The organism is Nocardia brasiliensis IFM 10847, assembly GCF_000710915.1.
Classification (GTDB): Bacteria; Actinomycetota; Actinomycetes; order Mycobacteriales; family Mycobacteriaceae; genus Nocardia; species Nocardia brasiliensis_A.
Map to the genome: position 1 here is coordinate 1 of NZ_BAUA01000028.1, position 25607 is coordinate 25607.

At 67.8% G+C, this 25607-nt stretch carries 26 protein-coding genes, 1 pseudogene and 1 riboswitch; of the genes and pseudogenes, 15 read left to right on the forward strand and 12 right to left on the reverse strand.

What is annotated here, in order from left to right; genetic code table 11:
* The 5 genes from NBRGI_RS05585 to NBRGI_RS05605 all read right to left on the reverse strand — a co-directional run.
* The coding region (locus NBRGI_RS05585; protein WP_029893170.1) for a DUF5933 domain-containing protein at positions 1-377 on the reverse strand (377 nt) is incomplete at its 3' end.
* 130 nt (positions 378-507) lie between these two features.
* Positions 508-1653 (reverse strand): glutamate--cysteine ligase, encoded by a 1146-nt coding sequence (locus NBRGI_RS05590; RefSeq protein WP_029893172.1) that lies wholly within the window; start codon positions 1651-1653, stop codon positions 508-510.
* Positions 1654-1666: 13 nt separating this feature from the next.
* A complete protein-coding gene (gene sodC, locus NBRGI_RS05595; RefSeq protein WP_029893174.1) occupies positions 1667-2353 on the reverse strand; it encodes a superoxide dismutase[Cu-Zn] in 687 nt (228 codons plus the stop codon).
* Positions 2354-2483: 130 nt separating this feature from the next.
* Positions 2484-3068 (reverse strand): LytR C-terminal domain-containing protein, encoded by a 585-nt coding sequence (locus tag NBRGI_RS05600; protein WP_029893176.1) that lies wholly within the window; start codon positions 3066-3068, stop codon positions 2484-2486.
* A 19-nt stretch (positions 3069-3087) separates the two neighbouring features.
* Entirely contained in the window at positions 3088-3432 is a 345-nt protein-coding gene (locus tag NBRGI_RS05605) for a DUF3263 domain-containing protein (protein ID WP_014988735.1), read from the reverse strand.
* A gap of 188 nt (positions 3433-3620) precedes the next feature.
* On the opposite strand from NBRGI_RS05605, the gene NBRGI_RS05610 reads away from it, so the two are divergent.
* The 3 genes from NBRGI_RS05610 (at position 3621) to NBRGI_RS05620 (ending at position 6083) form a co-directional block, all read left to right on the forward strand.
* On the forward strand, positions 3621-4211 hold the full coding sequence (locus tag NBRGI_RS05610; protein WP_029893181.1) for a peptide deformylase: 591 nt from the start codon (positions 3621-3623) through the stop codon (positions 4209-4211).
* Positions 4201-5205, forward strand: coding sequence for an N-acetylglutamate synthase, CG3035 family (locus NBRGI_RS05615; RefSeq protein ID WP_029893182.1), 1005 nt, complete (start codon positions 4201-4203; stop codon positions 5203-5205). Before NBRGI_RS05610 ends, NBRGI_RS05615 begins: the two co-directional genes overlap by 11 nt.
* 62 nt (positions 5206-5267) lie before the next feature.
* Positions 5268-6083, forward strand: a complete 816-nt coding sequence (locus tag NBRGI_RS05620) for an exodeoxyribonuclease III (protein ID WP_029893185.1) — start codon at positions 5268-5270, stop codon at positions 6081-6083.
* Positions 6084-6100: 17 nt separating this feature from the next.
* On the opposite strand, the gene NBRGI_RS05625 is transcribed toward NBRGI_RS05620, so the two are convergent.
* Positions 6101-7057: an oxygenase MpaB family protein gene (locus NBRGI_RS05625; protein ID WP_029893186.1), complete on the reverse strand. Its 957-nt coding sequence runs from the start codon at positions 7055-7057 to the stop codon at positions 6101-6103.
* 58 nt (positions 7058-7115) lie between these two features.
* Positions 7116-9038, reverse strand: coding sequence for an acyl-CoA dehydrogenase family protein (locus tag NBRGI_RS05630; RefSeq protein WP_029893188.1), 1923 nt, complete (start codon positions 9036-9038; stop codon positions 7116-7118).
* A gap of 151 nt (positions 9039-9189) precedes the next feature.
* On the opposite strand from NBRGI_RS05630, the gene NBRGI_RS05635 reads away from it, so the two are divergent.
* From NBRGI_RS05635 to fahA, 3 genes are all read left to right on the forward strand, one after another.
* Entirely contained in the window at positions 9190-9819 is a 630-nt protein-coding gene (locus NBRGI_RS05635; protein ID WP_029893190.1) for a TetR/AcrR family transcriptional regulator, read from the forward strand.
* Between the two features lie 181 nt (positions 9820-10000).
* Positions 10001-11197: a homogentisate 1,2-dioxygenase gene (locus NBRGI_RS05640; protein ID WP_029893193.1), complete on the forward strand. Its 1197-nt coding sequence runs from the start codon at positions 10001-10003 to the stop codon at positions 11195-11197.
* Positions 11194-12372, forward strand: a complete 1179-nt coding sequence (fahA, locus tag NBRGI_RS05645) for a fumarylacetoacetase (RefSeq protein WP_029893195.1) — start codon at positions 11194-11196, stop codon at positions 12370-12372. The genes NBRGI_RS05640 and fahA overlap by 4 nt, the downstream gene beginning before the upstream one ends.
* Before the next feature lie 111 nt (positions 12373-12483).
* Here fahA and NBRGI_RS05650 read toward each other — a convergent pair whose 3' ends face one another.
* Positions 12484-13173 (reverse strand): TetR/AcrR family transcriptional regulator, encoded by a 690-nt coding sequence (locus NBRGI_RS05650; protein WP_029893197.1) that lies wholly within the window; start codon positions 13171-13173, stop codon positions 12484-12486.
* Between the two features lie 97 nt (positions 13174-13270).
* Here NBRGI_RS05650 and NBRGI_RS43445 point away from each other — a divergent pair, with 97 nt between their 5' ends.
* Complete coding sequence (locus NBRGI_RS43445; protein ID WP_158439783.1) at positions 13271-14674, forward strand: lipase family protein; 1404 nt, start codon at positions 13271-13273, stop codon at positions 14672-14674.
* A gap of 182 nt (positions 14675-14856) precedes the next feature.
* Positions 14857-14966, forward strand: a riboswitch (TPP riboswitch).
* Complete coding sequence (gene thiC / locus NBRGI_RS05660) at positions 14957-16606, forward strand: phosphomethylpyrimidine synthase ThiC (RefSeq protein ID WP_029893200.1); 1650 nt, start codon at positions 14957-14959, stop codon at positions 16604-16606. Its footprint overlaps the riboswitch before it by 10 nt.
* Positions 16607-16654: 48 nt before the next feature.
* Here thiC and NBRGI_RS05665 read toward each other — a convergent pair whose 3' ends face one another.
* The 3 genes from NBRGI_RS05665 to NBRGI_RS05675 all read right to left on the reverse strand — a co-directional run bounded on the left by NBRGI_RS05665 (position 16655) and on the right by NBRGI_RS05675 (position 18425).
* Positions 16655-17521, reverse strand: coding sequence for a hypothetical protein (locus NBRGI_RS05665; RefSeq protein ID WP_029893202.1), 867 nt, complete (start codon positions 17519-17521; stop codon positions 16655-16657).
* Between the two features lie 110 nt (positions 17522-17631).
* Entirely contained in the window at positions 17632-18042 is a 411-nt protein-coding gene (locus NBRGI_RS05670) for a VOC family protein (RefSeq protein ID WP_029893204.1), read from the reverse strand.
* Between the two features lie 38 nt (positions 18043-18080).
* The gene (locus NBRGI_RS05675) at positions 18081-18425 is read right to left on the reverse strand and encodes a TfoX/Sxy family protein (RefSeq protein ID WP_029893205.1); all 345 of its coding nucleotides are present in this window, start codon (positions 18423-18425) and stop codon (positions 18081-18083) included.
* Between the two features lie 96 nt (positions 18426-18521).
* Here NBRGI_RS05675 and NBRGI_RS48630 point away from each other — a divergent pair, with 96 nt between their 5' ends.
* Complete coding sequence (locus NBRGI_RS48630; protein WP_200882128.1) at positions 18522-18851, forward strand: helix-turn-helix transcriptional regulator; 330 nt, start codon at positions 18522-18524, stop codon at positions 18849-18851.
* 57 nt (positions 18852-18908) lie between these two features.
* Complete coding sequence (locus tag NBRGI_RS48635; RefSeq protein ID WP_200882129.1) at positions 18909-19526, forward strand: helix-turn-helix transcriptional regulator; 618 nt, start codon at positions 18909-18911, stop codon at positions 19524-19526.
* A 74-nt stretch (positions 19527-19600) separates the two neighbouring features.
* Here the strand turns inward: NBRGI_RS48635 and NBRGI_RS05685 are convergent, their stop codons facing one another.
* Positions 19601-20284: a GntR family transcriptional regulator gene (locus NBRGI_RS05685; RefSeq protein WP_029893207.1), complete on the reverse strand. Its 684-nt coding sequence runs from the start codon at positions 20282-20284 to the stop codon at positions 19601-19603.
* A 344-nt stretch (positions 20285-20628) separates the two neighbouring features.
* Here NBRGI_RS05685 and NBRGI_RS49835 point away from each other — a divergent pair.
* The 5 genes and pseudogenes from NBRGI_RS49835 to NBRGI_RS05705 all read left to right on the forward strand — a co-directional run.
* Positions 20629-21312, forward strand: a pseudogene (locus tag NBRGI_RS49835) (amidohydrolase family protein); the annotation flags it as partial.
* A gap of 103 nt (positions 21313-21415) precedes the next feature.
* A complete protein-coding gene (locus NBRGI_RS49840) occupies positions 21416-21859 on the forward strand; it encodes an amidohydrolase family protein (protein ID WP_370627692.1) in 444 nt (147 codons plus the stop codon).
* 37 nt (positions 21860-21896) lie between these two features.
* Entirely contained in the window at positions 21897-22748 is an 852-nt protein-coding gene (locus tag NBRGI_RS05695; RefSeq protein WP_029893209.1) for a fumarylacetoacetate hydrolase family protein, read from the forward strand.
* 27 nt (positions 22749-22775) lie between these two features.
* A complete protein-coding gene (locus tag NBRGI_RS05700; protein WP_029893211.1) occupies positions 22776-23699 on the forward strand; it encodes a VOC family protein in 924 nt (307 codons plus the stop codon).
* Between the two features lie 20 nt (positions 23700-23719).
* A complete protein-coding gene (locus NBRGI_RS05705) occupies positions 23720-25606 on the forward strand; it encodes a carotenoid oxygenase family protein (protein ID WP_235210864.1) in 1887 nt (628 codons plus the stop codon).
* Position 25607 lies beyond the last annotated feature (1 nt).

The window sequence follows — 25607 nt, forward strand, 5'->3', positions numbered from 1 at the left end:
GCCGCGTGCAGCGCGTTGCGCCGGTCGGCGCCGTCCCAGCGCAGCCAGGCGAACACCGCCAGCGCGGTGAGCGCGAGCACCGGCCCGTTGCCGATCGCGAACGGTTCGCCCGCCAGCAGCCGGATACTCGCCCACACCACGTCGATACCGACGGCGGCGCCGAGCACGATCAGCCGCCGCCGACCGGCGAGACCGACCAGCGCGAGGATCAATCCGGCCCACGGCACGGACATGGATTTCGGCGTGCCGACGTAGTCACGCCACAGGCTGCCCAGCGGACCTTCGAAGCCCTGCCACATCGCCACGCCCTGCAGCGCGATGAGCAGCACCGGCACCGCGGCCACGGCCGCCGCGACCCAGACCCGAGGCGACGGCACACGCGATCGCGTAGCCGTACTTCCTGTTCTGGGCCCCGGATCTTCGACAAGCACGTCGACCATAGTAAACGCGGGATGAACGCCATCCCACTCGTCGTTTGAACACTGGGCAACCGGTACCGACCGGAAATTACTGGTCCAGCTCCTTGACCAGCGCGTCCACCACCGCGATCAGGTCGCCCTGCGCGGCCGCGGCGACCTTGCGTTGGCGCTGATAGGACGCACCGCGCTCGGGGATCTCGGCGACCAGCGCCAGTTCGTCGGCGCAGCCGAGCCGTTTGGCCGTCGGCTCCAACCGGTTCAGTAGCGCGGTCACGTCGTCGGTGACCAATCGCTCATTGCTCTTGTCGTCCACGATGACGATCGCGTCCAGCCCGTACCGGGCGGCCCGCCATTTGTTCTCCTGCACGTGCCACGGCGGCAGCGAGGGCAGGGTCTCGCCCTCCTCGAGCCGGCGATCCAGATCGACGATCAGGCAGTGGATCAGCGCCGCCATCGCGGCCAGTTCGGCGCGCGTCGAGACGCCGTCGCACACCCGGACCTCGATGGTGCCCCACTTCGGCGCGGGCCTGATGTCCCAGTGCATGCCGCCGAGCTGTTCGAACACGCCGGTTTTGAACTGATCGTGCACGAAATGCTCGAACTGGCGCCAATTCTCGAACTGGAACGGCAGCCCCGCGGTGGGTAGCTGCTGGAACATCAGTGTCCGATTGCTGGCGTAGCCGGTGTCCGAGCCCGCCCACATCGGCGAGGAGGCGGACAGCGCCAGCAGGTGCGGGTAGTGCAGCAGCAACGAGTTCAGGATCGGAAAGACCTTGTCCCGGTGCGAGACTCCGACGTGCACGTGCACGCCCCAGATCATCATCTGGCGACCCCACCACTGGGTGCGCTCGATCAACTCGTCGTAATGCTCCGAACGGGTCAGCTGCTGGGCCGACCATTGCGCGAACGGATGCGTTCCGGCACAGAACAAGTCGACGCCCTGCGCGTCGGCCGCGCGCCGCACCGTGTCCATCGTGCCGCGCAGATCGTCGACCGCCGCACCGACGGTGTCGTGCACCCCGGTGACGAGTTCGACGGTGTTGCGCAACAACTCCTTTGTGATCTGTGGCGTGCCGTCGTGCGCACGTAGGTCACCCACCGAATCGAACACCGCCGCAGCGGTGTTCGACAGATCCCGGCTCACCTTGTCGACGAGCGCGATCTCCCACTCGATGCCTATCGTGGGCCGGGGCGAACCATGGAAGGGAACGTGTTCTCTGCCTGCCCCGGCCATATCGGCTCCTGCGCTACTGGATTACACCGCAGGCGACGCGGCCACCCGCGTCACCTGTCGCTAGCGTCGTGTCATCCGGCCCGGCAACGCCGTCGGGTCGGACATAACGGTTCGGGATGTTGCCGAAGTTGTCGGCATCGGCGTGGATCATCAACGCCTTGTTCTTCAGATCGTCGAGGGTCACCGCATCGGTGGTGGTGACCAGCTTGGCCGTGCCGTCGGAACGGACCTCGAGCGAGGTCAGGTCGCCGCTGGCCGGGTGCGTGTTCGCGCTGCCGACCTGCAGATGCCCACCGGCGGAGAGGAAGTCACCGGCCGGACCACCGGTCGGGGCCACCGAGTTGGGCTCGCACTTGCCGATCTGGTGCACGTGCAGGCCGTGGAAGCCGGGACGCAGACCGTGCGCCTCGACGGTGACCTGCAGGTGGTTGCCGTCCTTGACGAAGTTCGCCGTACCGACCGAGGCGCCCGCGGCGTCCTTCAGGTCGACCTTCACGCCCGTGTTCGCCTCGGCGGTACCGGTTTCCTTGCCGAACTCGCTCGCGGGCGGGGCCGCCGCGCCACTCCAGACCGGCGGGGTCGTTCCCTTGACGTCACTCGACTCCTGGCTGTTCGTGCAGCCTGCGAGGCCCAGGACCGCGACCGCGAGCACCGGGGTCACAGTCCGCCAAGACGGGCGACGAGTTGTGGACGGGGCCATCGGGGAACTCCTTTACGAGTACCGAAAGTTTACGAGTAAAGCTGGGTGGACACGTTCGTTACCGGACAAGATGATGCCACGCCGGTCGTGTCGTCCAGCGACAGGCCCGGATAGCGGCAGGTCGCAGGTATCAGTTACCCGTAACGATGACGGTGACACCTGGGGACGACTCGCCCAAACCGCTCGACTTCGGTTCCGCGGTGACGCCGAGTTCGTCGGCGATGGCCAGCGCGGCGTCCTTGTCGCCCGGTGAATTGCCGTAGTACACGGTCGTTTTCGGGACATTCGCGCCGGGATAGTTGCCCGTCTCGACCACCGACCAGCCCTCGGCGGTGAGCTGACCCGCGGTCTTGGCGGCCAGACCGGCGATCATGCTGTTGTTCAGCACCCGCACCGGTACCGCCTTGGCCGCCGCGGAACCGGTCGTGGTCGGCACCGTGGTCGTCGGCGGGGTGGTGACGGCGCTCGTCGCCGGGGTGCTGCTCGCGGCCGCGGACGACGGGGCGGGCGTGGTCTTGTCGACCGTGGTGCTCGCCGGCATCTGCGGGGCCGCGGTCGCGGTAGTGGATTCCGACGGACCGCTGCTCGAGCTGTCGGCATCCGATTTCGACAGCGACATCGCGCCGAGTCCACCGAACACGATGGCCAGTGCGATCAACACCATCGCCAACGCTCGCAATGGCGGCCCACCGGAGGTGGGATTCGGGTAGCTCACCTACTCGAGCCTAGTCCGGTCATACCTGGAAACCGAGCCGTCGCGCGGCCCTGGCTTTCTGCCTGCTCGCCCGCAGCCTGCGCAGCCGCTTGACCAGCATCGGATCCACGGCGAGCGCCTCGGGCCGGTCGACCACCGCGTTGAGCACCTGGTAGTACCTGGTCGGCGACATGCCGAACAGCTCTTTGATCGCTTCTTCCTTGGCCCCCGCGTACTTCCACCACTGGCGCTCGAAAGCCAGGATGTCGTGTTCGCGACGGCTCAAACCGTCGCTGTCGCCGGTCGATTCCGCTGCCGTGACATCGTCGCTCGCGGAAGGGTCGCCCTGGATCGCGGAAAGATTCCGTGCCGCTGCGCCGTCCATCTTGCTCCCTCGCCGAGTTACCACCAGACGAAAAATGGTGCTTGTACGTCGCGGATCATTCAACCACGAGACACCAGGATCACCGGGTCTACGGCGCGGCGTGTTCGCTACCTGCGAGTAGGCGCGTCGCGGCGCCGATCACCGCCCCCGACCATCGCCGACCAGCGGGCGCGGCAATAATTGGTCCCATGGCTATCCTCCCGATCGTGATCGTCGGCGACCCGGTTCTGCACAACCCGACCGAGAAGGTCACCCAGTCACCGGAGGAACTGGCCGAGCTGATCGCGGACATGTACGAGACCCTCGACGCCGCGCACGGCGTCGGGCTCGCGGCCAACCAGGTGGGCGTGCCGCTGCGCCTGTTCGTCTACGACTGCCCCGACGTTCGCGCCGACGGCACCGCCACCCGCCGCCGCGGCGCGGTGATCAACCCCGTGCTGGAGACCTCGGCCATCCCCGAGACCATGCCCGACCCGGACGACGACGAGGAGGGCTGCCTGTCGGTCCCCGGCGAGCAGTATCCGACCGGCCGCGCCACCTGGGCCAAGGTCACCGGCACCGACGAGCACGGCAACCCGGTCGAGATCGAGGGCGAGAACTTCTTCGCGCGCATGCTGCAGCACGAGGTGGGCCACCTCGACGGCTTCCTGTACGTCGACGTGCTGATCGGGCGCAACGCGCGCGCGGCGAAGAAGGCGATCAAGCGCAACGGCTGGGGCACACCGGGACTCAGCTGGATCCCCGGCACGGTGCCGGATCCGTTCGGCCATGACGACTGACGGCGGCGGACTCCCCGATATCCCGCTCGGTCGTCGCGTCGTCCTGCGCTACCGGCTGCCCGCCGGTTATCCCCAGCCGCTCACCGATGTGATCGGCGAGCTGGTCTCGCTGGATCCGCCGACCGTGCGCGGCGTCGACGGACAGCTCGTCGCGGTGACGCCGGACCGGGTGGTCGCGCTGAAGGCGTTGGGTCCGAGGCCGATTCGCACCAAGGAGATCCGGGCACTGGAGGCCGCGGCCGCCGATGGCTGGCCCGGGATCGAACACGCGTGGATCGACGGCTGGCTGGCGCGGGCGGGCAACGGGTTCACCAGTCGTGCCAATTCCGCTGTGCCGCTCGGCAGTTCCGGCGAACCCGCGGGACTGACCGCGGACACGCTGCACCGGATCGCCGCGTGGTACGCCGAACGCAACCTGCCGCTGCTGCTGGCGCTGCCGGATCGGCTCGCGCCCATTCCGCCGGGCTGGAACAGCTGGCGCGAAACCGTCATGATGGCCATCGATATCGAGAATTTCGTGCTGCCCCAGGGCCCTTCGATGGTGCGGGTCGCGCCGACCCCGGACGCGGCCTGGCAGGAACTGAACCACCGCGACGGGGAAGCGCCTACACCGCAACGACTTTCGGCTCCCCTGCCGGACCTCGGCGTGTTGACCGCAGTGCGCGACGGCGAACTCGGGTTCGCTTCGCTCGGCGTGCCGACGCCCATCGCGATCGGACGCGGCGCACTCACCACCGCGCCGGACGGCCGCGGCTGGATCGGACTCACCTGTGTGGCGGTGGCCGCCGAGCATCGCCGCAAGGGTCTCGGCTCCCTGGTGTGCGCCGAGCTGATCCGCTGGGGGCACAGCCGCGGCGCGACGCACGCGTACCTTCAGGTCGAGGCGGGCAACAGCGCCGCGATCGCGCTGTACCGCGAGCTCGGCTTCCTCGAACACCATACGTACCGCTACGCCGCGCCGACCGCTCTCGCCGGTTCGGCGGCGCTGCGGTAGAACGGAAGCAGACCCCCAGCACACCGAGCCCCGCACCCGGGCTCGCCAGCGGAAAGGCATTCGTGCGCCTCGCCACGTGGAACGTCAACTCGATCCGCTCCCGGCTCGACCGGGTAGCGGAGTTTCTGGACCGCCAGGACATCGACGTCCTGGCCATTCAGGAGACGAAGTGCCGCGACGACCAGTTTCCGTTCGAGCGGTTCGACGAACTCGGCTACGAGGTCGCCCATTTGGGCATCAACCAGTGGAACGGTGTGGCCATCGTGTCGCGGGTCGGGCTCGCCGATGTCGAGCCCGCGTTCCCGGATCAGCCCGGGTTCGACAAGGAGGCCGGTGAGTCGCTGATCAGCGCACCGGTCATCGAGTCGAGGGCGCTCGGCGCGACCTGCGGCGGCGTGCGGGTGTGGAGCCTGTACGTGCCCAACGGGCGCTCGCTGCAGGACCCGCACTACACCTACAAGCTGGAATGGCTTGCGGCGCTGCGGGCCAACGGCGAGCGCTGGCTCGCGCAGGACTCGCAGGCCAAGATCGCGCTGGTCGGTGACTGGAACATCGCCCCCACCGACGACGACGTCTGGTCCCCCGAGTTCTTCGCGCACAAGACGCACACCTCACAGCCCGAGCGCGACGCCTTCCAATCCTTCCTCGACACCGGCTTCGCCGACGTCATGCGCCCCTTCGCCCCCGGCCCCGGCGTCTACACCTACTGGGACTACACCCAACTCCGCTTCCCCCGCAAAGAGGGCATGCGCATCGATTTCATCCTCGCCTCCCCCGCCCTCGCCTCCACCGCAACCGACGCGATGGTCGACCGCGAAGAACGAAAAGGCAAGGGCGCCAGCGACCACGCCCCGGTAATAGCCGAATTCACCGCCTGACTCGGGCGGGCCGCCCCTCAGCCGGCGGAGGCGCGGTTGGTGTGGCCGTAGCGGGTGCGGGCTTCGGCGGGGGTGACGGTGGTGGGGGTGGTGGGGGTGCCTGCGGCGAGGTGTTCGGCGTAGAGGCGAGCGGTCATGGGGCCCAAGAAGTTTCCGAGGACGGACTGTTTGGCCTTCTCGTTGCTCAGGGCTTTGATGGCTGCGCGCATGGGGAGGCGGTAGCCGCGGTCGACGACGGCGGGGTGGTCGAAACCGCCGGTGGTGCGCATCCATTTCGGGAGGGTGGCGATGGCGGCCGGGGCGACGAGACGGCTGCCGGCCCAGAGCTTGAAGCCGCGATCCCACGGGGTGTGCAGCAGGTAGTGCATCCCCTCGTGGGCACGCTCGGAGGTGCAGAGTTCGGGCCGCATCGCCGCGAAGTATTCGCGCACCTGCGCCCGCGAGCGCGGCACGTCGGCGAGCTTGCAGGTCTGCAATTCGGCCGCGATCACGCATTCGGCCCAATAGCGTTGCTCCTCGGCGGGACTGAGCGGACCAGGACCGTACACCTCGTAGCACTTGAGCACCGAATGCCAGCCGGTGACGTGGATCCACAGCTGCGAGTCGGGATTGTTCGCGCTGTACCGCTTTCCGGTGATCGGCTCGATGCCGGTGGCCTGCGCGTGCACCTTCATCAGGTGTTCGGAGGCCTCGATCGCCATCCGGCTGTCGGCGACGGCCGCGATGAGGAAGTATGCGAAGGTGTGGTCGAGTCGGCCACGCGGGTCGGTGTAGATGCCCTTGACGTCGGCGACCGCGGCGGTGAGCGCGGGATCGAAATGTTCGAGCACGACCGAGCGCTGGAATCCGATCACGGCGGTGGCGTTGGTCCACACCTTCCAGGTCGGCGAGTCCGGCCCGAAGAAGCCGTAGTCGACCTCACGAATGGTCCGCGCCGGTGCGTCGAATTGCGGGCGGATGGCGTGCGTGGTCATCGTCTTGCTCCTTTGCACGACGGCTCGGTCGTAACCGTTACCGCAGGTACGGCATGGTTTATGGGTTCATCTCATAGGCCCCGGACAGCGCCCTGGCCTGCGCGAACACCCGCTCGAAGCGGGCCCGGTCGGCGACCGGCCGCCGGATCAGATCCAGCGCGCGCGTCTGTTGCGCCTTGGTAGCCGCGGGCTTGGTGTGCAGCGTCAGCGCGTGCTCGGCGAACTCGCGCACGAAGTTGTCGAAGATCTGGTCGAGCACGTCGGCATCGGTGCCCTCGATCTCGGCCTGCTCGAGAATCAGCTGCGCGTAGGGCAGCGCGGTGAACAGCTCGCCGATCGCGAACAGGAAGTCCACGTCGCGCTGCTGCGCCGCCGTCGGCTCCGCGGCCGCGAGCAGGGCCTGGAAGGCACGCGCCTGCTCCAGGAACACCGCGACATTCGGGATGTGGGTGAACTTCTCGAACACCGGCCGCCAGTCCTCGAACCGGATCCGGCCCAGGCCACTGCTCGGCCCCTGCCGGAACAGGAACTCGTCGTCGGCCACGTCCCGCCGCGTCGGCACGGGAGCGTAAGCGGCACCGGCGAATTCGGCGCGCAGCTGCGGCACCGCGGCGCCCGCGCGCGGGGCCAGCTTGCGGCTCGACCAGCTGAGCGCACCGGCGACCGCACGCACCGCACCCTGCGGCGCCGCACCGGCGCCGGGCAGCAGGCGCAGCGCGGCCAGTCCGGCGTCGGCCGGATGGAACATGTAGTTGGCCATGAACTTCAGCGACAGCGCCATGTTCACGTGCACGGTGCCCTCCAGCCGGGGCAGACCGAAGAGGCCGAGCATCGCCATCGGGAAATACATGTCCTTCTCGAAGCCGCGCGCCGCGATCACGTCCGCGAGGTCTTCGATGATCCGCTGCCCCTGCCGGGTCACGGTCATCTTCTCGATCGCGTTGAACAGCAGGTAGCGCCGGTCCTGCGGGGACGCCGAGCGCATATAGTCGATGGCCCGCTCGCTGTAGAGCTTCATCGCGATCAGGCGCGCGTACGAGTCGGTCATCAGCGCCTGCACCTGCGGGAACTCGGTCACCCTGTGCCCGAACAGGATTCGGTTCTCGGCGTGCGTAATGGCTTCGTAATAGGCGTGTTCGCACGCGCCGACGGCGCCGAAACCGAGGTTGAACTTGCCGACGTTCACCGTGTTCATCGCCGCGTGGAAGGCCGCCTCGCCACGATGCAGGATGTCTTCCTCGGCCACCGGGTAGTTCTCGAGATCGAAAGCGGCCACGTACATCTGGCCGTCCACCACGTTGCCGCGCAGGTGATAGTTCTCGTGCGAGCTGTCGGCGAGGAAGAACAGATACCCCTCGTAATCGGCGTCGGTCGGCTTGCTCTCCAGGGCTTTCGAACTGTCGATGATCGGCTTGTCCGAGCGCCGCCCGAACACCGAGACGAGCGCGGCCTGATTGCCGTTGCCGATGTAGTGCTTGCCGCCGCTGGCCAGGAAGCCGCCGCCCTCCTGCGGCGTCACGACCATGTCGGTGGAGTAGACGTCGGCGCCGTGCTCCTTCTCGGAGAGACCGAACGCGAAGATCTCGCCGGAATCCAGCAGGGCCGCGGCCCGCCGCTTGGCCGCCGCGTTGCCGCTCTGCCAGATCGGGCCGAGGCCGAGGATGCTGACCTGCCAGACGTACCAGTACTGCATGGAGTAGAAGCCGAGGATCTTGCTCATCATCGCGATGCGCCCGGTGTCCCAGCGCTTGTCCGGGTCACCGTCGGCCTCGGCCGCCGGTGTGAGGAAGGTCGCGAAGACCCCCTCGCGCTTCACGAAATCGAGGAACTCGGCGTACCAGACCCGGTCCCGGTCCTCCTGCTTGAGCACCGCCTTGCCCCGGCCTTCGAACCAGTCGACGGTCGCGCGCAACAGTCGCCTCGTGGTCGCGTCGAACTCAGCGAACTCGCAGGTCTTCGGGTTGAACAGGGTCGCGGTCATCGGAGACTCCTCGGGCGTGGCGGCAGCGGACGGGTGCGATCCCACCGACTTCATTCGCGACTGTAGCATTTTTGTTCGCACATGTAGGAAATTGATCTTCAGGCGCGGTACCAGCGGGAATTCGGATTCGGCCGCTGCTATCTTGGTCGGCATGGGTAGCGATTCGGCGGTGCGGCAGCCACGCCGGCGCGCGCCACACCTCGGTCCGGAACGCCGCAGGCCCCAGGTCCTGGACACCGCGTTGGCGATCGCGGTAGAGGACGGAATCGCGGCCGTCACCATGGCCGCCGTCGCCGACCGGATGGGCGTGACCCGTCCGGTGGTCTACGCCTGCTTCGCCGATCGGGTCGAGTTGATCGAGGCGCTCATCCAGCGCGAAGAGAGCTACCTGATCGACGGGGTCATCGAAGTCCTGCCACCCCGTGCCGTGGACGCGGGCGAGACGGTGTTCATCGAGGGCTTCCGCGCACTACTGGAGAAGGCCGCCGTCCGGCCCGACGCCTGGCGGCTGCTCTACGGCAATCCCGATCCCGCCGTTGCGGATTCGTTCGGGCGCGGTCGGGCGCTCGCGATCGAGCGCTGCACCACGTTGCTGCGCCCGACGCTGCGGGCCTGGGGCACCGAGGACGCCGAGCGCAAGCTGCCGGTCCTGGTCGAGCAGTGGGTCTCGGCGGGCGAGGGTGCGGTCCGCACGCTACTCGCCGACCAGGACGGATGGACGCCATCGGACCTCGGCGCCTTCGTCGGCGCCGCGGTGTACCGCGCACTGCGGCATGCCTGAGGCGCTGCCTGACAAATAGCCAGCTACGCACGCAACAGCTAGACGAAATGCCCGCCGATTCTCGAATGTTCCGACAGAATTCGCGCTGCCGGGGCTGAATTCCGCCACGGCGGCCGAGCCGCCGTCACTACGATGGTGACCAAACTAAAACCAGGCCACAAGCCAGGCAGGAGGTGCGGTCATGGCGTTCTATCGACAGGTAGGAGCAGTGCCGCCGAAGCGGCATACCCAACATCGAGACGAGCAGGGACAGCTCTACTACGAGGAGCTGATGGGCGAGGAGGGCTTCTCCGGCGACTCGTCCCTGCTGTACCACCGCGGGCTGCCGCCCGCGATCGTCGACTCGACGGTGTGGGAACTGCCCGATCAGTCGACGACGCCGAATCATCCACTGCGCCATCGGCATCTGAAGCTGCACGACTTGTTCCCGGACGACACCCACGCGCGCACCGATGTGGTCACCGGCCGCAGGCTGATCCTCGGCAACGCCGACGTGCGCATTTCCTATGTCGTCGCCAAGGGCGGTTCTCCGCTGTACCGCAACGCGATCGGTGACGAACTGGTCTACGTGGAATCCGGCTCCGCAGTGGTGGAGACGGTGTTCGGGGCCGTCTTCGCCAGGCAGGGCGATCAGGTACTCATTCCCCGCGCGACCACCCATCGCTGGTTGCCCTCCGGCCCGGAGCCGTTGCGCGCCTATGTGATCGAGGCGGCCAGCCACATCACCCCGCCGAAGCGCTATCTGTCGAAGTTCGGCCAACTGCTCGAGCACGCGCCCTATTGCGAGCGCGACCTGCACGGCCCGGCCGAAACCCTCACCGCCACCGGCAAGGACGTGGAGGTGCTGGTCAAGCACCGGGCCGGCGGGCAGGTCGTCGGTACCCGCATGGTGTACGCCGATCACCCGTTCGATGTGGTCGGCTGGGACGGCTGCCTGTACCCGATCACCTTCAACATCAGCGATTTCGAACCGATCACCGGCCGCGTGCATCAGCCGCCGCCCGCGCATCAGGCCTTCGAGGGGATCAACTTCGTGGTGTGCAACTTCGTGCCGCGCAAGGTCGACTATCACCCGCTCTCGATCCCGGTGCCGTACTACCACTCCAACGTGGACTCCGACGAGATCATGTTCTATTGCGGCGGAAACTACGAGGCGCGCAAGGGATCCGGGATCGGACAGGGCTCGGTGTCGGTGCACCCCGGCGGGTACGCGCACGGTCCACAGCCCGGCGCCTACGAGCGCAGCATCGGACTCGAATACTTCGACGAGCTCGCCGTCATGGTCGACACCTTCCGCCCGCTCGAACTGGGTGAGGGCGCCCTCGCCTGCGAAGACCCGGCGTACGCGTGGACCTGGTCGGGACGGGGGCCGCAGTGAGGACTCGTCTCGAAGTACCCGCCGATTCGCTGTTCGGTGTCGACAACCTGCCCTACGGCGTGTTCGCCCCGGCAGGCCAGAACTATCGGGTGGGCACCCGCGTCGGCGATGCCGTCGTCGATCTCGCTGCGACACTGGGCGATCCGGAGTTCGCCGGGCCGAGCCTGGCCGCGCTCATGGCGCAGGGACCGCAGCGCTGGCGCGAGGTGCGCGAGCGGGTACGCGAACTCGTCGACACCGAGATCGACAGTGCCGCGGTACATGCGCTGGCCGACGTGCGCCTCGGCCTGCCCGTCCCGATCGGTGACTATGTCGATTTCTATGCCAGCATCGACCACGCGACCAACCTCGGCAGGCTGTTCCGGCCCGACAGCGAACCGCTGCTGCCGAACTGGCGGCACCTGCCGGTCGGCTACCACGGCCGCGCGGGCACCGTCGTGGCGTCCGGCACCGACGTGATCCGGCCCAGCGGACAGCGCCGAACTGATTCCGGCACACCGGATTTCGGCCCGTCCCGGCGGCTCGACATCGAGGCCGAGCTCGGCTTCCTGGTCGGCGTCGGCTCCGAACTCGGCGCGCCGGTGGAGACCGGCGAGTTCGCCGAGCGGGTGTTCGGTGTCGCACTGGTCAACGACTGGTCCGCGCGCGATATCCAGGCCTGGGAGTACCAGCCGCTCGGCCCCTTCCTCGGCAAGTCGTTCGCGACCTCGATCTCGCCATGGGTCACGCCGCTCGCGGCGCTGGAGGCCGCTCGGGTGCCGACGCCGGAGCAGTCCCCGGAACCGCTGCCCTATCTACAGGACAAGGAACCGTGGGGTCTCGACATCGACCTGACGGTGTCGTGGAACGGGCAGGCCGTCACGCATCCGCCGTTCTCCCGGATGTACTGGTCACCCGCGCAGATGCTGGCCCACCTCACCGCGAACGGCGCGGCCACCCGCACCGGCGACCTGTACGCCTCCGGCACCATCTCGGGGCCGGAGCCGGACCAGCGCGGATCGTTCATCGAACTGTCCTGGGGCGGTAAGGAACCCGTGCTGGTGAACGGTCAGCAGCGCACCTTCCTGGAGGACGGCGACGAGGTGCGCATCACCGCGACCGCCCCCGGACCGGCCGACCGGCGCATCGGCCTCGGCGAGGTCACCGGCCGCATCCTGCCCGCCCGCCCACGGTAATGGTGCCCCGCGAATCCAGGTCGCTCGGCCGCCACGCTGGTCAGTAGGACCGTAGCGGAACGACGCGAGCCGGGCCGATACCCATCGGCCCGGCTCGCGGTCTGTCGGAACCTATTCGGCAGCAACGGCTGCGCGACCGGCGTGCAGCACGGTCAGGAACGCGGTGAGATCCGCGCTGAGGGTCTCGGCGCCGTCCGGGGCCTCGCCGTCGTCGTGATGATGCAGCCAGTCCGCGACGAGTTCGAACATGCCGCCGATCGCGGCCAGCGCCAACGCGAGCCGGGCGCGCTGGACCGCCGGGTCGGCCGCGGGCTCGCCCGCCCACTCCCGATCCAGGAAAGCCGCCGCCCAGCGCCGGTTGCTGCGCCGCATCTTCTCCACCGTCGGTGAGATCCCGCCCGCCTCACCGAAAGTCACCTTCGCCAGCCGCGGGTCGTCCGCGATGGCGTGCACGAATGCGTCGACCACCGCGGCCGCACGCTCCGGCCAGCCCAGACCCGCCGCCGCGGCCGCACCCGCCGCCGCACGTTGCTGGATCTGCGCGGTGAGCTGTTCGAGCAACGCGAGGTAGCACGCTTCCTTGCTCTCGAAGTGGTCGTAGAACCCCTTGGTTCCGACATAGGCGCGCTGGCAGATCTGCTCGATCGATGTTCCCGAATAGCTGTGCTCGGCAAACAGTTCGGTGGCCGCGTCGAGCAGCTGACTGCGCCGCTGGGCGCTGCGCTGTTCGGCGTCGAGTCCACGGATCCGGCGGCGCGCCGGACTCGGGGCAGGCCGCGCGGCGGATTTGCTGCGGGTCATCCCTCGACCATAGCTCGGCGCTTTTTAGAAAGAGATCTTGTTGATAACACGCTCTCATGCTGTAATCGCTGTCACGCTGATGAGGAAGGACACGCACGTGTCAGTGATCAAAGGGGATCCGACCGGCCGAGTACGCACCGCAAGACGGGCGGTGGCGGTGCTGGTGACCATGGCGATCGCCGTGACCACCGTGCTGCTGGCCGGCGGCGTCAGACCCGCGCCGGCCGCGGCGATGCCACTGCCGCACGAAGATTCGTTCTATCGACCACCCGAAGGTTTCCAAGCCGAGGAGCCGGGCACCATCCTGCGGTCCCGCGAGGTGCGCCTGGCCGTACTGACCGTGCTGCCGCTGAACGTGCGTTCCTGGCAGTTGCTCTATCGCACCACCGATCTCGACGAACAACCCACCGTCGCGGTCACCACGGTGATCCTGCCCGCGGGCGCGGACCCGAATCGGCATCGACCGCTGGTCTCGCTCCAGTTCTACTACGACAGCGCGAGCCTGGACTGCTCGCCTTCCTATGTGCTGCAACAGGGTTCGGGCCTGGCCGGTATCGAGGGCGTGCACTCGCAGAGCGAGTTGATCGCCATCGCCGCGCTGATCAGCCAGGGCTGGGCGATCTCGATCCCCGACTACGAGGGCCTCGACGGGCATCTCGCCGTCGCCAAGGAACCCGGCTATATGACCCTGGACGGCGTCCGGGCCGCCCAGCGATTCGAGCCGCTGGGCCTGGACGGCGCGAATACGCCTGTCGCACTGTGGGGTTACTCCGGCGGCGGCATGGGCTCGGGGTGGGCGGCGGAAATGCAGCCGACCTACGCGCCAGAACTGAATGTGAAGGGGATCGCGCTGGGCGCACCCACCTCGGACGTGGTGTCGCTGTTGCACGTCAACGGTTCGATGTTCTCCAGCCTGATCGGCATCGGCATCTCGTCGCTGCGCAAGGCGTACCCCAAGTTCAAGGAGGCCGCGGACCGATACTTGACGCCGGAAGGCCGGGCGCTGATGGATCGCACTGAGCGGCAATGCCTTCCGCGCAACGCGCTCACCCAGATGTTCGTCGACTACGGCCGCATGCTGACCGTCTCGATCCCGGAGTTCCTCGCGGTCCCCGAGATCAAGGAGGTGTTCGAGGCGACCGTGCTCGGCCGCAACATCCCGACCGCGCCGATCTTCCTGTACCAGGGCGTGTTCGACGAGGCGGTGCCGGTGTGGACCAACGACCGGTTGAGCGGACAGTGGTGTGCCGGAGGCGCTTCGGTGATCTACAAGCGAGACCATCTCAGCGAGCACCTGACCCTGCCGTCGCTCGGCATGGCCGACACGCTCAACTGGCTGAAGGGCCGGCTCGCCCCGAACGCCCCCGATCAGTTCGGCTGCCGCACCGAGAACGTCGTGTCCATGCTCGCCGACTTCAACGCCCTGCTGACCCAGATCGAGATCAACCTGAACGCCACCTTCGGCGCGCTGGGATTCCCGATCGGCCCGCGCGAACGCTGACCCGGCGCCCGCGCACCACCTGCCCTCGACCGGAGCCACGGTCGAGGGCAGGTCTGTGTCACGGGTCGGCCGCTCGGCCGAACACACCGGAGCGGGACCGTCGCCACCGCCGCCGACTCGGACAATCCTCCGATCATCCGGCGCGGTTCCCGGGACGCCGGGTACTGTCGTGCTGGAAAATTTCACACGCCAACGGGGGCTCGCACCAGCGGGCTGAGAGGACGGCTAGGGGCCGTCGACCGTATGAACCTGACCGGGTAATGCCGGCGTAGGGAGGAAATCATGGCAACTGTTGCATCCGAGAATGGGTCCGAGACCGTGGAATCGGTCACCACCGGACCGATCGAAGGCAGCGTCAAGCACTACACCGAGGTCGACGGACTGCGGATTCCGGTACGTCGGGTCAACCTGACCAACGGCGAGCACTTCGACCTCTACGACACCTCGGGGCCGTACACCGACGACGCCGCGGTGATCGATCTGGAAGCGGGCCTGCCCAAGCTGCGCGATACCTGGGACAAGCCCGATGTCGACGGGCCGCCGACCCAGCTGGCCTGGGCCAGGCAGGGCATCGTCACGCCGGAGATGCGCTTCATCGCGGCTCGCGAAGGGGTGTCTCCCGAGTTGGTGCGCGACGAGGTCGCCGCCGGGCGCGCCGTCATTCCGGCCAACCACCGGCATCCGGAACTCGAACCGACGATCATCGGCAAGAAATTCCTGGTGAAGATCAACGCGAACATCGGCAACTCGGCCGTCTCGTCGTCCATCGCCGAGGAGGTCGAGAAGATGGTGTGGGCCACCCGCTGGGGCGCCGATACCATCATGGACCTGTCCACCGGCAAGAACATCCACGAGACCCGCGAGTGGATCCTGCGCAATTCTCCGGTGCCGGTCGGCACCGTGCCGATCTATCAGGCGCTGGAGAAGGTGAACGGCGATCCGACCAAGCTCACCTGGGAGATCTACCGCGACACCGTGATCGAGCAGTGCGAGCAGGGTGTGGACTACATGACCGTGCACGCGGGCGTGCTGCTGCGCTACGTGCCGCTGACCGCCAAGCGGGTCACCGGCATCGTCTCCCGCGGCGGATCCATCATGGCCGCCTGGTGTCTGGCGCATCATCAGGAATCGTTCCTGTACACCAACTTCGCGGAACTGTGCGAGATCCTCGCGAAATACGACGTGACCTTCTCGCTCGGCGACGGCCTGCGGCCCGGGTCCATCGCCGACGCCAACGACGAGGCGCAGTTCGCCGAGCTGCGCACCCTCGGTGAGCTGACGAAGATCGCGAAATCCCATGGCGTGCAGGTGATGATCGAGGGCCCGGGCCACGTGCCGATGCACAAGATCGTGGAGAACGTGCGGCTCGAGGAGGAACTCTGCGAGGAAGCGCCGTTCTACACCCTCGGCCCGCTGGCCACCGATATCGCGCCCGCCTACGACCACATCACCTCGGCCATCGGCGCCGCGATCATCGCGCAGGCGGGCACCGCGATGCTCTGCTACGTCACCCCGAAGGAGCATCTCGGGCTGCCGAACCGGGACGACGTCAAGGTCGGCGTGATCACCTACAAGATCGCCGCGCACGCGGCCGACCTGGCCAAGGGGCATCCGCACGCACAGCAGCGCGACGACGAATTGTCCAAGGCGCGTTTCGAATTCCGCTGGCGCGACCAGTTCGCGCTGTCGCTGGATCCGGACACCGCCCGCGAGTACCACGACGAGACCCTGCCCGCCGAGCCGGCCAAGACCGCGCACTTCTGCTCGATGTGCGGGCCGAAGTTCTGCTCGATGCGCATCTCCGCGGATGTCCGCGAGTACGCCGCGCGCAACCAGCTGACCGACGTGGAGGCGATCGAAGCGGGCATGGCGGAGAAGTCCGCCGAGTTCATCGATCACGGCAACGCGGTGTACTTGCCGGTCGTCTCGTAATCCGCTGCGCCCGTACACCTCTCGTGTCGTCGAGGGGTGTACGGGCGGTCAGTCCCGGCGCATGACCTCGAGCAGGGACGCCAGGTTGTCGGCGGGGACCACCTCCATCCAGTCACCGCTGCCGCGGATGGTGGCGGCGATATCGACGGTGATCCGATTGCGCCACCAGTAGATCGCGCGGCTGATCGGCCGCGCGTCGGCTTCGCCCGCGACGAGCAGCTGGGCGAGCAGGCTGGTGCCCGCGAACACCGTCGGGCCGGTGATCGGATGGGCCAGCACATGGGTGTGGCCGGGCAGCACGATCAGCGCGCCCCACGGCCCGACCACTGGATAGTCGTCCAGCCAGCGCACGTGTGCGGTGACGAAATCCGAAGCGCCGTAGATCATCTGGAGATCCACGTCGTCCATGCCGTCGATCTCGGCGGCCATCAGGTCCAGGCCGCCTTCCGCGCGGGTGTTGCGCTCGGCGATCGCGAACAGGTCGGATTCCTTTGCGCCCCAACGCTGCGCGGCCGCATAGGTCACCGGCACCATGAGCTCGCCGTAGTCGATGAGTACCCGCTGCAACAGGCCGGGCGCGACCAGCCTGCGCACGTCGTTGATCAATCCGCTGGTGCGTGCCGAACACAACCGGGTGCGCAACCGCGGGCGCACCGCCGCCAACCGCGACAGATCGAGATGCCCCGCCGCCAGGTCCGCGAGTTGCACGTCCAGCCGATCCCCGATCAGCGTCGCCCACAGTTGCCGCGGCACCCGGGCGACCAGCCGGTCCAGCCGCGTGTGCGGCAGCACCACCCGATACCCCGCACCACCGGACAGCACGAACTCCCCCGCGGACTCCTCGAGCACCAACCCATGCCGCACCCCCACCTCGTTGACCAGCAGCTTCATCAGCCCGGACGACACATCGCGCATAGCCCCTCGCTCTCGACCGCAACCACCGACCAGTATATCGAACATACGTTCGAGGCTGTGTCGATCCGGGGCAACGAGTGTTGGCTGTCCGCGCCGAGGCCGCCCGGCGTTCAGTGGGTGGGTTGGAGGAGTTCGAACCAGCTGCCGGAGTCGTCGCGGAAGGTGGCCGACAGGCCCCAGGGCCGGTGCTGGGGTTCGTGGACGAAACTCACGCCACGGGTGGACAGTTCGGCGTAGGCGGCCTGACAGTCGGGCACGGTGAACGTGCAACCGATCAGCACCCCTTTGGCGAGAAGCGATTTCAGCTGCTCGGCTGATTCCGGGTCCAGGGACGGCGGGCCGGGCGCCATCAGAGTCAGTTGCACGCCGGGCTGGTCCGGCGCGCCAACGGTCAGCCAGCGCATACCGGGGCCCATCGCGACGTCGGCACGGACTTCCAGGCCGAGGGTGTGGGTGAAGAACTTCTTGGCCGAATCCTGATCGAGAACCCAGGCAGTAGCGGTGTTGATTCCGGTGAGCACAGGTCGTCTCCTGTCGTGAATTCGCTTGTGTTTTCCGACTATTTCTTCGTGGCCCTGGACTTCTTGGGCGGTAGTTCAGCGGTGACCTCCCACGCCCAGTCGAGCCAGGAATCGAGCACGTCGTCGTCGAGGGTGGTCTCGTCGAGCAGGACCCATCCGTTCTGCGGTTTGCCGCGGACCAGCAGTTGCCGCGCGCCGGGCCGGGCCAGTGCGTCGTCCATTCCGTCGGGGCCGACGCGCACCATCAGGCCCTCGTCGTAGAGGTTGGCCAGGGCGTTGTCCTGCCACAGAAACGTCAGGCCCGCGAACATCTTCTTCGCGACCACGCCGCGCGGAGCCAGACGTTCGCTGATGCGGTCGGCGAGCACCTCGTCGTATGCCATCACGTCCTCCCTTTCGGTTCCCGGTGAACACTGCGAAATCCACGGTAGAAGCGGTTTAGGACAGAAGTTGTCACCAATATCTGGCAGGCTGCGAAAATGGCCTACGACCTGCCCGCACGCATGCTGCGACTGCTGTCACTGTTGCAGACCCGGCGCTCCTGGGCCGGACATGAGCTGGCCGAACGACTCGAGGTCACCCTGCGCACCGTGCGCCGCGACATCGAACGACTGCGCGCGATGGGCTACCCGGTCGAATCGGTCACCGGCCCCGTCGGCGGCTACCGGCTCGCCTCGGGCGCCGACATGCCGCCACTGCTGCTCGAGGACGACGAAGCCGTCGCCATCGCCGTCGCGCTGCGCACCGCTTCCAGTGGTGTCGCCACGATGGAGGACACCGCCCTGCGCGCGCTGGCCAAACTCGAATAGGTCCTGCCGAACCGCCTACGACACCGAGTATCCGCCGTCGCCGCCGCGACCAACCCGATGAAGCCGCTGCCGTGGAATTCCACCCCGCGCACCGATCCCTCCGTGCTGGCTGCCCTCGCCGCGGCCTGCCGCGATCGGGAGATCATCGGCTTCGACTACCGCACCCGCACCGGCGCCACCGATCGGCGGCGCACCGAACCGTACGCACTGGTGTTCGTCACCGCCCACTGGTACCTGCTCGGCTACGACACCCACCACCGAGACTGGCGCATCTACCGCGCCGACCGCATCACCGAGCCCACCCCTACCCGCCACCGCTTCACCCCGCGCAAAATCCCGAACCGAGACCCCGCCGCCTACGTCGCGGCCCGCCTCGCCGCAGCCCCCACCCGCTATCGCCTCCAGGTCACCGTGGCACTGGACCCCGCGACCACCGCGGCCCGTGCCTTCGCCCTGCCCGACCGAGTCCACGCCCTCGACGACCACACCAGCCGCGTCGAACTGTCCTCCGACAACCCCCGCGACATCGCCGCCCAGCTCCTCGGCCTGGCCTCGCACACCACCACCATCACCGGAACCCCCGAACTCGCAACCCATCTCGAACAGCTCGGCGAATTCCTCCGCCACACCGCACACACCCTCACCACACCAACGGCCGACCAGCACCCGAGCTAGTTCCCGACCACATTCGCGACCCGGTGGGCGTTCGAGCGTCACTAGACCGATGGGACACAAGCCATTTCGGTTGATCAGCCGTTCGGTTGGTCGGGTGCGCAGCTGATCAGCAGTCGGGTGGTGTGCGTGATGTGGTCGCGCAGTAGGTCCTGGGCATGGTCGGCGTCGCGGGCGAGGGCGGCGTCGAGCAGTGCCCGGTGTTCGGCGGCGACGTCGCGGTCGGGTTCGTCACCCAGGGACACCGACCACTGCCGGTACAGTTCGGCCTCCTGCCGCAACGACTGCGCCGTGTCGAGCAGTCGCCGGTTGGAGCAGCCCGTCAGCAGCGCGTGATGGAAGGCTGCGTGAGCTCGGGCCCATTCGTCGGTCAGACGGTCCGGATCGGCCGGGTCCCGGTATGGCGCGCGTTCCAGAAGGTGATGTGCCGCAACGGCGTCCGCCTCCCAGCGTATATCGCCCTCGGTCACGGACAGGCGCAGGACCAGGGATTCGATCTCCGCCCGCGCCTGCGTCAGCTCGGCCAGATCCTGATGGGACAGCGGCCGGACCTGGTAGCCCTGGTGCGGTTTCGCCACCACCAGCCCCTCGGCGACCAGCCGGGTCAGCACCTCGCGGGTGGCGCCGACGCTCACCTGGTAGCGCTCGGCCAGGTCCGGGAACTTGAGCCGTTCGCCGGGCACCAGCCGACCGCCGAGGATGTCGGCACGCAACGCCTGGTGGATGCCGTCGGTGCGGGTCGTCCCGCCACTCTTCGCCATGACCACACTCTAGCAGTTTACGAATAACTATTGAACTTTCGAAAGTTTGGGGCTAGTTTCGAAAACGTCGGCAGCTCGTCCGCACGAGCCTGAAACCGTTGCCGAGCAGCGCTATTCGAGGAGTCGCCATGCACTCGCACACCGTCGGCCGTCCGTCCGTGCTCCGCGGCGGGACCGTCCTCACCATGGATCCCGCCCGCACCGTGCTCGACGGCCACGACGTGCTCGTGGTCGACGGCCGGATCGCCGCCGTCGGCGTCGGTCTCGTCGTTCCCGACGGCACCGACGAGATCGACGCCCGCGGCGGCATCGTCATGCCCGGGATGGTCAACACGCACCGGCACATGTGGCAGACCACGACCCGCGGCTACGGTGCGGACTGGACGCTCACGCAGTACTTCGTCTGGTACTACCTGAACTGGGGCACGAAGTTCCGACCCGAGGACATCTACGCCGGGAACCTCCTCGGCGCGCTGGAGGCGCTCGACGCCGGGGTCACCACCTGCGTGGACTGGTCGCACGGCCTGCAGACGATCGACCATGCCGACGCCGCGGTCGACGCGCTCGCCGCGGTGCCGGGCAGGTTCGTGCTGGCCTACGGCAACATCCAGGACGCGCCGGCGAACTGGACGGGCACACCGGAGTTCCGCGAGTTCTTCGACCGTCGCTCCGGCGATCTCGAGGGCTTCCAGATCGCCTTCGACGTCACCGGCGATCCGAGCTTTCCCGAGCAGCAGGCGTTCGAGGTCGCCCGCGAACTGGACCTGGCCGTGACCACGCACGCCGGAGTCTGGGGCGCGACCGGCGACGACGCCGTGCGACTGATCCATGAGCACGGCTACGCCGAGGCCAGAACGGTGTACGTGCACGCCTCGACCCTGTCGGCGGACTCCTACGCCCGCATCGCGGCGAGCGGCGGATCGGTGTCGGTGTCCACGGAGAGCGAGCAGAGTGCCGGGCAGGGTTATCCCGCCACGGCCGCCCTGCGCGCGCACGGAATTCCCGTATCGCTGTCACTGGACAGCTGTGTGCTCTGCAGCGGTGACCTGTTCTCCGCCATGCGCACGACGTTGGGCGCCGACCGCGCGGCCGAGCATCAGGCGGCGCACGCTCGCGGCGAGACCGTCACCCATGCCTCCCTCGCACGCCGAGCAGGTCGTCGAGTGGGCGACGCGGGGTGGCGCGCGAGCGATCGGGCGCGACAACGAGATCGGCAGCGTGCAGGTCGGCAAGAAGGCCGACCTCGTGCTCGTCCGCAACGACGATTCGCCGGCGATGGCGCCGCTGCTCAACCCGCACGGACACGTCGTCCTGCATGCGCAGCGGGCCGATGTCGACACAGTCCTGGTCGACGGCGAGATCGTGAAACGCGACCACCGGCTGGTCGGCGTCGACCTGGCCGGTGCGCGTCGGGCGGCGCAGGCGACGGTCGACTACCTGCGCGCCGAACTCGGGGAGCAGGCTTGGCGCGCGGGCATGAACCCGCAGATCCCCGAGACCAAGGTCCTCGACAACCCCTACACCTACACCGACTACCGGTCAGCAGCCACGCACGGTGACCCCGTGTCGAAGTGACGACCGTTCACACCCCGTCCAGTAAGGAGTACACCCCATGCGTTTCGCCACTATCTCGGGCCGACTGTCACTGATCACCGAGTCCGACACTGTCATCGACATCGCGCGCGCCAGCGGCGGCTGGTTCGGCCCGAACATCCAGGACGCCTACGAGCGCTGGGACGAACTGCTCGAGTTCTGCGGGACCGTCACCGAGGAGGGCACGCCGCTGCAGGACGTCGCCACAAGCGAATTCGGCAACCCGGCTCCGAATCCACGGCAGCTGTTCGCGGTCGGCCTCAACTACGCCGAACACGCCGCAGAGTCGTCGCTGACTCCGCCCGAGGAGCCGGCGGTGTTCACCAAATTCGTTACCGCGCTCGCCGATCCGTACGGGACGATCACGCTGGTGCCGGGCAAGGTGGACTGGGAGGTCGAGCTGGTCGTGGTGCTCGGGCGTCACGCGCACCAGGTCGCCGCCGCGGAGGCGTGGCACTACGTCGCGGGAGTATCTGTGGGACAGGATATTTCGGAGCGGATCCGGCAGCGGGTGGGCCCGGCGCCCCAGTTCAGCTTGGGTAAATCCTTTCCTGGCTTCGGTCCGGTCGGACCGGTGCTGGTCACCCCGGACGAGTTCGAGGACCCCGACGATCTGGAACTGGGCTGCCTGATCAACGGCGAACAGATGCAGAAGGGCCGGACTCGCGACATGGTCTTCCCGGTGCCGGAGCTGATCGCACGGCTGTCGGCGATCACGCCGCTGCTGCCGGGCGATGTCATCTTCACCGGCACTCCCGCCGGCGTCGGGTTCGGCCGCACCCCGCAGCGGTACCTCGCCCCCGGCGACGAACTGGTGAGTTACGTGCGCGGCGTCGGCGAGATGCGCCACCAGATCGTCGCCGGACGCTGAACCCGCCCGCGATCCCGAGGAGACACCATGGCATTGCACCGCTTGGCCTCGGTCACGGTCGGCGTCCCGGACCCGGCCTCGACCCGTGACTACTACACCGAATTCGGGCTCACACCGCGACCGGACGGCTGGCTGTCCACCCGCGACGGTGGCGACCAACTCCGTCTCATCCGAACCGCGACTCGCCGACTGGCCGAAATCGTCATCGGCGCAGACGATCCCGACGATCTCGACAGGGTCGCCGCCCGCCTGCACAAGCTCGGCCTGCCGGTGCAGGGCACCGCCGACTCGGTCGCCACCACCGAACCGGTCGCCAATTTCCGTGCCGTGGTGCGGATCTCGGGCCGTATCACCCAACCCCCGGCACCGGCCACCCCGTACAACGGGCCCGGCCGCATCGAACGCCAGGGCACCCGCGCCCCCGGTGTGCTGCGTACGGATCCGATCCGGCCACGCAAGCTCGGCCATGCGGTCCTCGGCTCGGTGGACTACGCGGCCACCCGCCGCTTCTTCGTCGACGGTCTGGGTTTCCAGCTTTCCGACGAGATCAAGGGCGAAGGCGCGTTCCTGCGCTGTTCCACCGACCACCACAACGTGCTGGTACTCAACGCGCCGGTCAACTTCCTGCACCACACCTCGTGGCAACTCGACGACATCGATGATGTCGGCCGCGGCGCCACCGCCATGCTCGAGGGCCATCCGGAACGACACATCTGGGGACTCGGACGCCACCACGCGGGCTCGAACTTCTTCTGGTACTTGAAAGATCCCGCGGGCAACTTCTCGGAGTACTACTCCGACATGGACTCGATCATCGACGACCAACTCTGGACCCCGGAAGTCTTCGAAGGCGCCCAGGGCCTGTTCAGCTGGGGCCCGCCACCACCGCCGTCGTTCCTGCACCCCGAAGACCTCGCCGCATTGATGACCGGCGCACATCACGCCGGATAGCGGCCTACCTAGGAGAGGTCATGTCTGACCTGTACGTACCGCAGATCCCGGACAACCTGAACGTCCGGTTCGTCGAGAACCGCATCGTCGTCGAACGCCCCGCGCAAGTCGTCTACGACTGGGCGACGACGTGGTCGAATCTGCCGAAATGGCTGCCCTTCGCGTCGGGAACCGAAGTGCGGCGCGGCACCGACGGCGTCCCCGCCGAACTCGGAGATGTGCTGCTCGAGTACATCTTTCCGGAACTGAACGAGAAGCCGAAGGAATACACCGTGGTGGCGCGGGTTCCGGGCAAACTCTGGACCGTGGTCGGCCGCGACATACTCGACGGCGGCGCCCCGGCATCCGCGATGCACGCCATCGCCACCTTCACCACCTTCGACCTCGGCGACGGTACGACCTTGTTCTGCAGGCTTTTTCAGCGGCTGATCCCCGACACCGAGCCGCCCGGCCCGCACCCGGTCGAAGACCCGGCACAGGTCCAGCCCGGCCTGGAACTGCTGAAGGCACACAGTCGAGGGCACTGCCGTTCCAGCCGATCGCGAGGTCACCCGATGAACAACGACACCACGCTGGCCAAGCCCTATCTGACCGGCCACTACCAGCCTGTGCCGGACGAGGTGACCGCGCACAACCTGCCGGTGCGCGGGACCATCCCCACCGAACTGAACGGCCGCTACTTCCGTAACGGCCACAACCCGAAACCCGGTGACACACCGACACATTGGTTCAAAGGCGCGGGCATGCTGCATGGTCTGCGGCTGCGTGACGGTCAGGCCGAGTGGTATCGCAACCGGTGGGTGAAGACGCCCGCCCTCGACGGCGCACCCTATATCCGCGAGGACGGCAGCATCGATTTGACCGCGAGTGTGGCGGGCACCCACATCATCGAGCACGCCGGCCGCATCCTGGCGCTGCAGGAGTCGAACCTGCCGTTCGAGGTGACGCCGGAGCTGGATACGTTCGGCGCCTACGACTTCGGCGGCAAGCTGAAAACCGCGATGACCGCGCACCCGAAGGTGGACCCGGTCACCGGTGAACTGCATTTCTTCGCCTACTCCCCTGTGGCGCCGCGTCTGATCTACTACATCGCCTCGGCCGCCGGCGACCTGCGCCACCAGCAGGTCGTCGAGGGGGCGGGCCCGTCGCTGATGCACGACTTCGCGATCACCGAGCACTACGCGGTGTGGCTGGACCTGTCGGTGACGTTCAACCCCGCCGAAACCTCCGGCATCCCGTACCGGTGGGACGACGCCTACCAGGCACGCATAGGTATCCTGCCGCGCACCAGCACCGGTCCGGTGCGCTGGTTCGACGTGGAACCCGGTGCGATGCTGCATGTTTCGAATGCTTACGAAGACGCGGCCGGGCGGGTCGTCGTGGAAGGCCCCCGGCTGGATCGGTCGGCTTGGGAGACATCGTGGAAGTGGTGGGTCGGCGCACCCGGTTACCCGACCGACCCGGTCGCCGGGGCTCTGCAGTACCGCTGGGTCCTCGAACCCGGGCAGGCCACCGCACGCGAGGAAATGATGGACTCGCTGGTCACCGAATTCCCGACCATCAACGACGACTATCTCGGGCGCCGCAACCGCTACAGCTACGCGGTCGCCTACCCCGGCTCCGGGCATGACGGCGTCGGAATCGTCAAGTACGACAACGACACCGGCACTCGCCTGCTGGCCCCGACCGGTGCGGGCCGCATCCCCGGTGAAGCCGTTTTCGTTCCCGCCGCCGACGCCACGGACGAAGACGACGGTTACCTGCTCACCCTCGTCGGCGACCGCGCCGGTAAGGCCTCGGAGCTGCTGGTCCTCGACGCCCGCGACTTCACCGCACCGCCGATCGCGGCCGTCGAGCTGCCCCGGCACGTGCCCGGCGGTATCCACGGATCCTGGATCGCGGACTGAT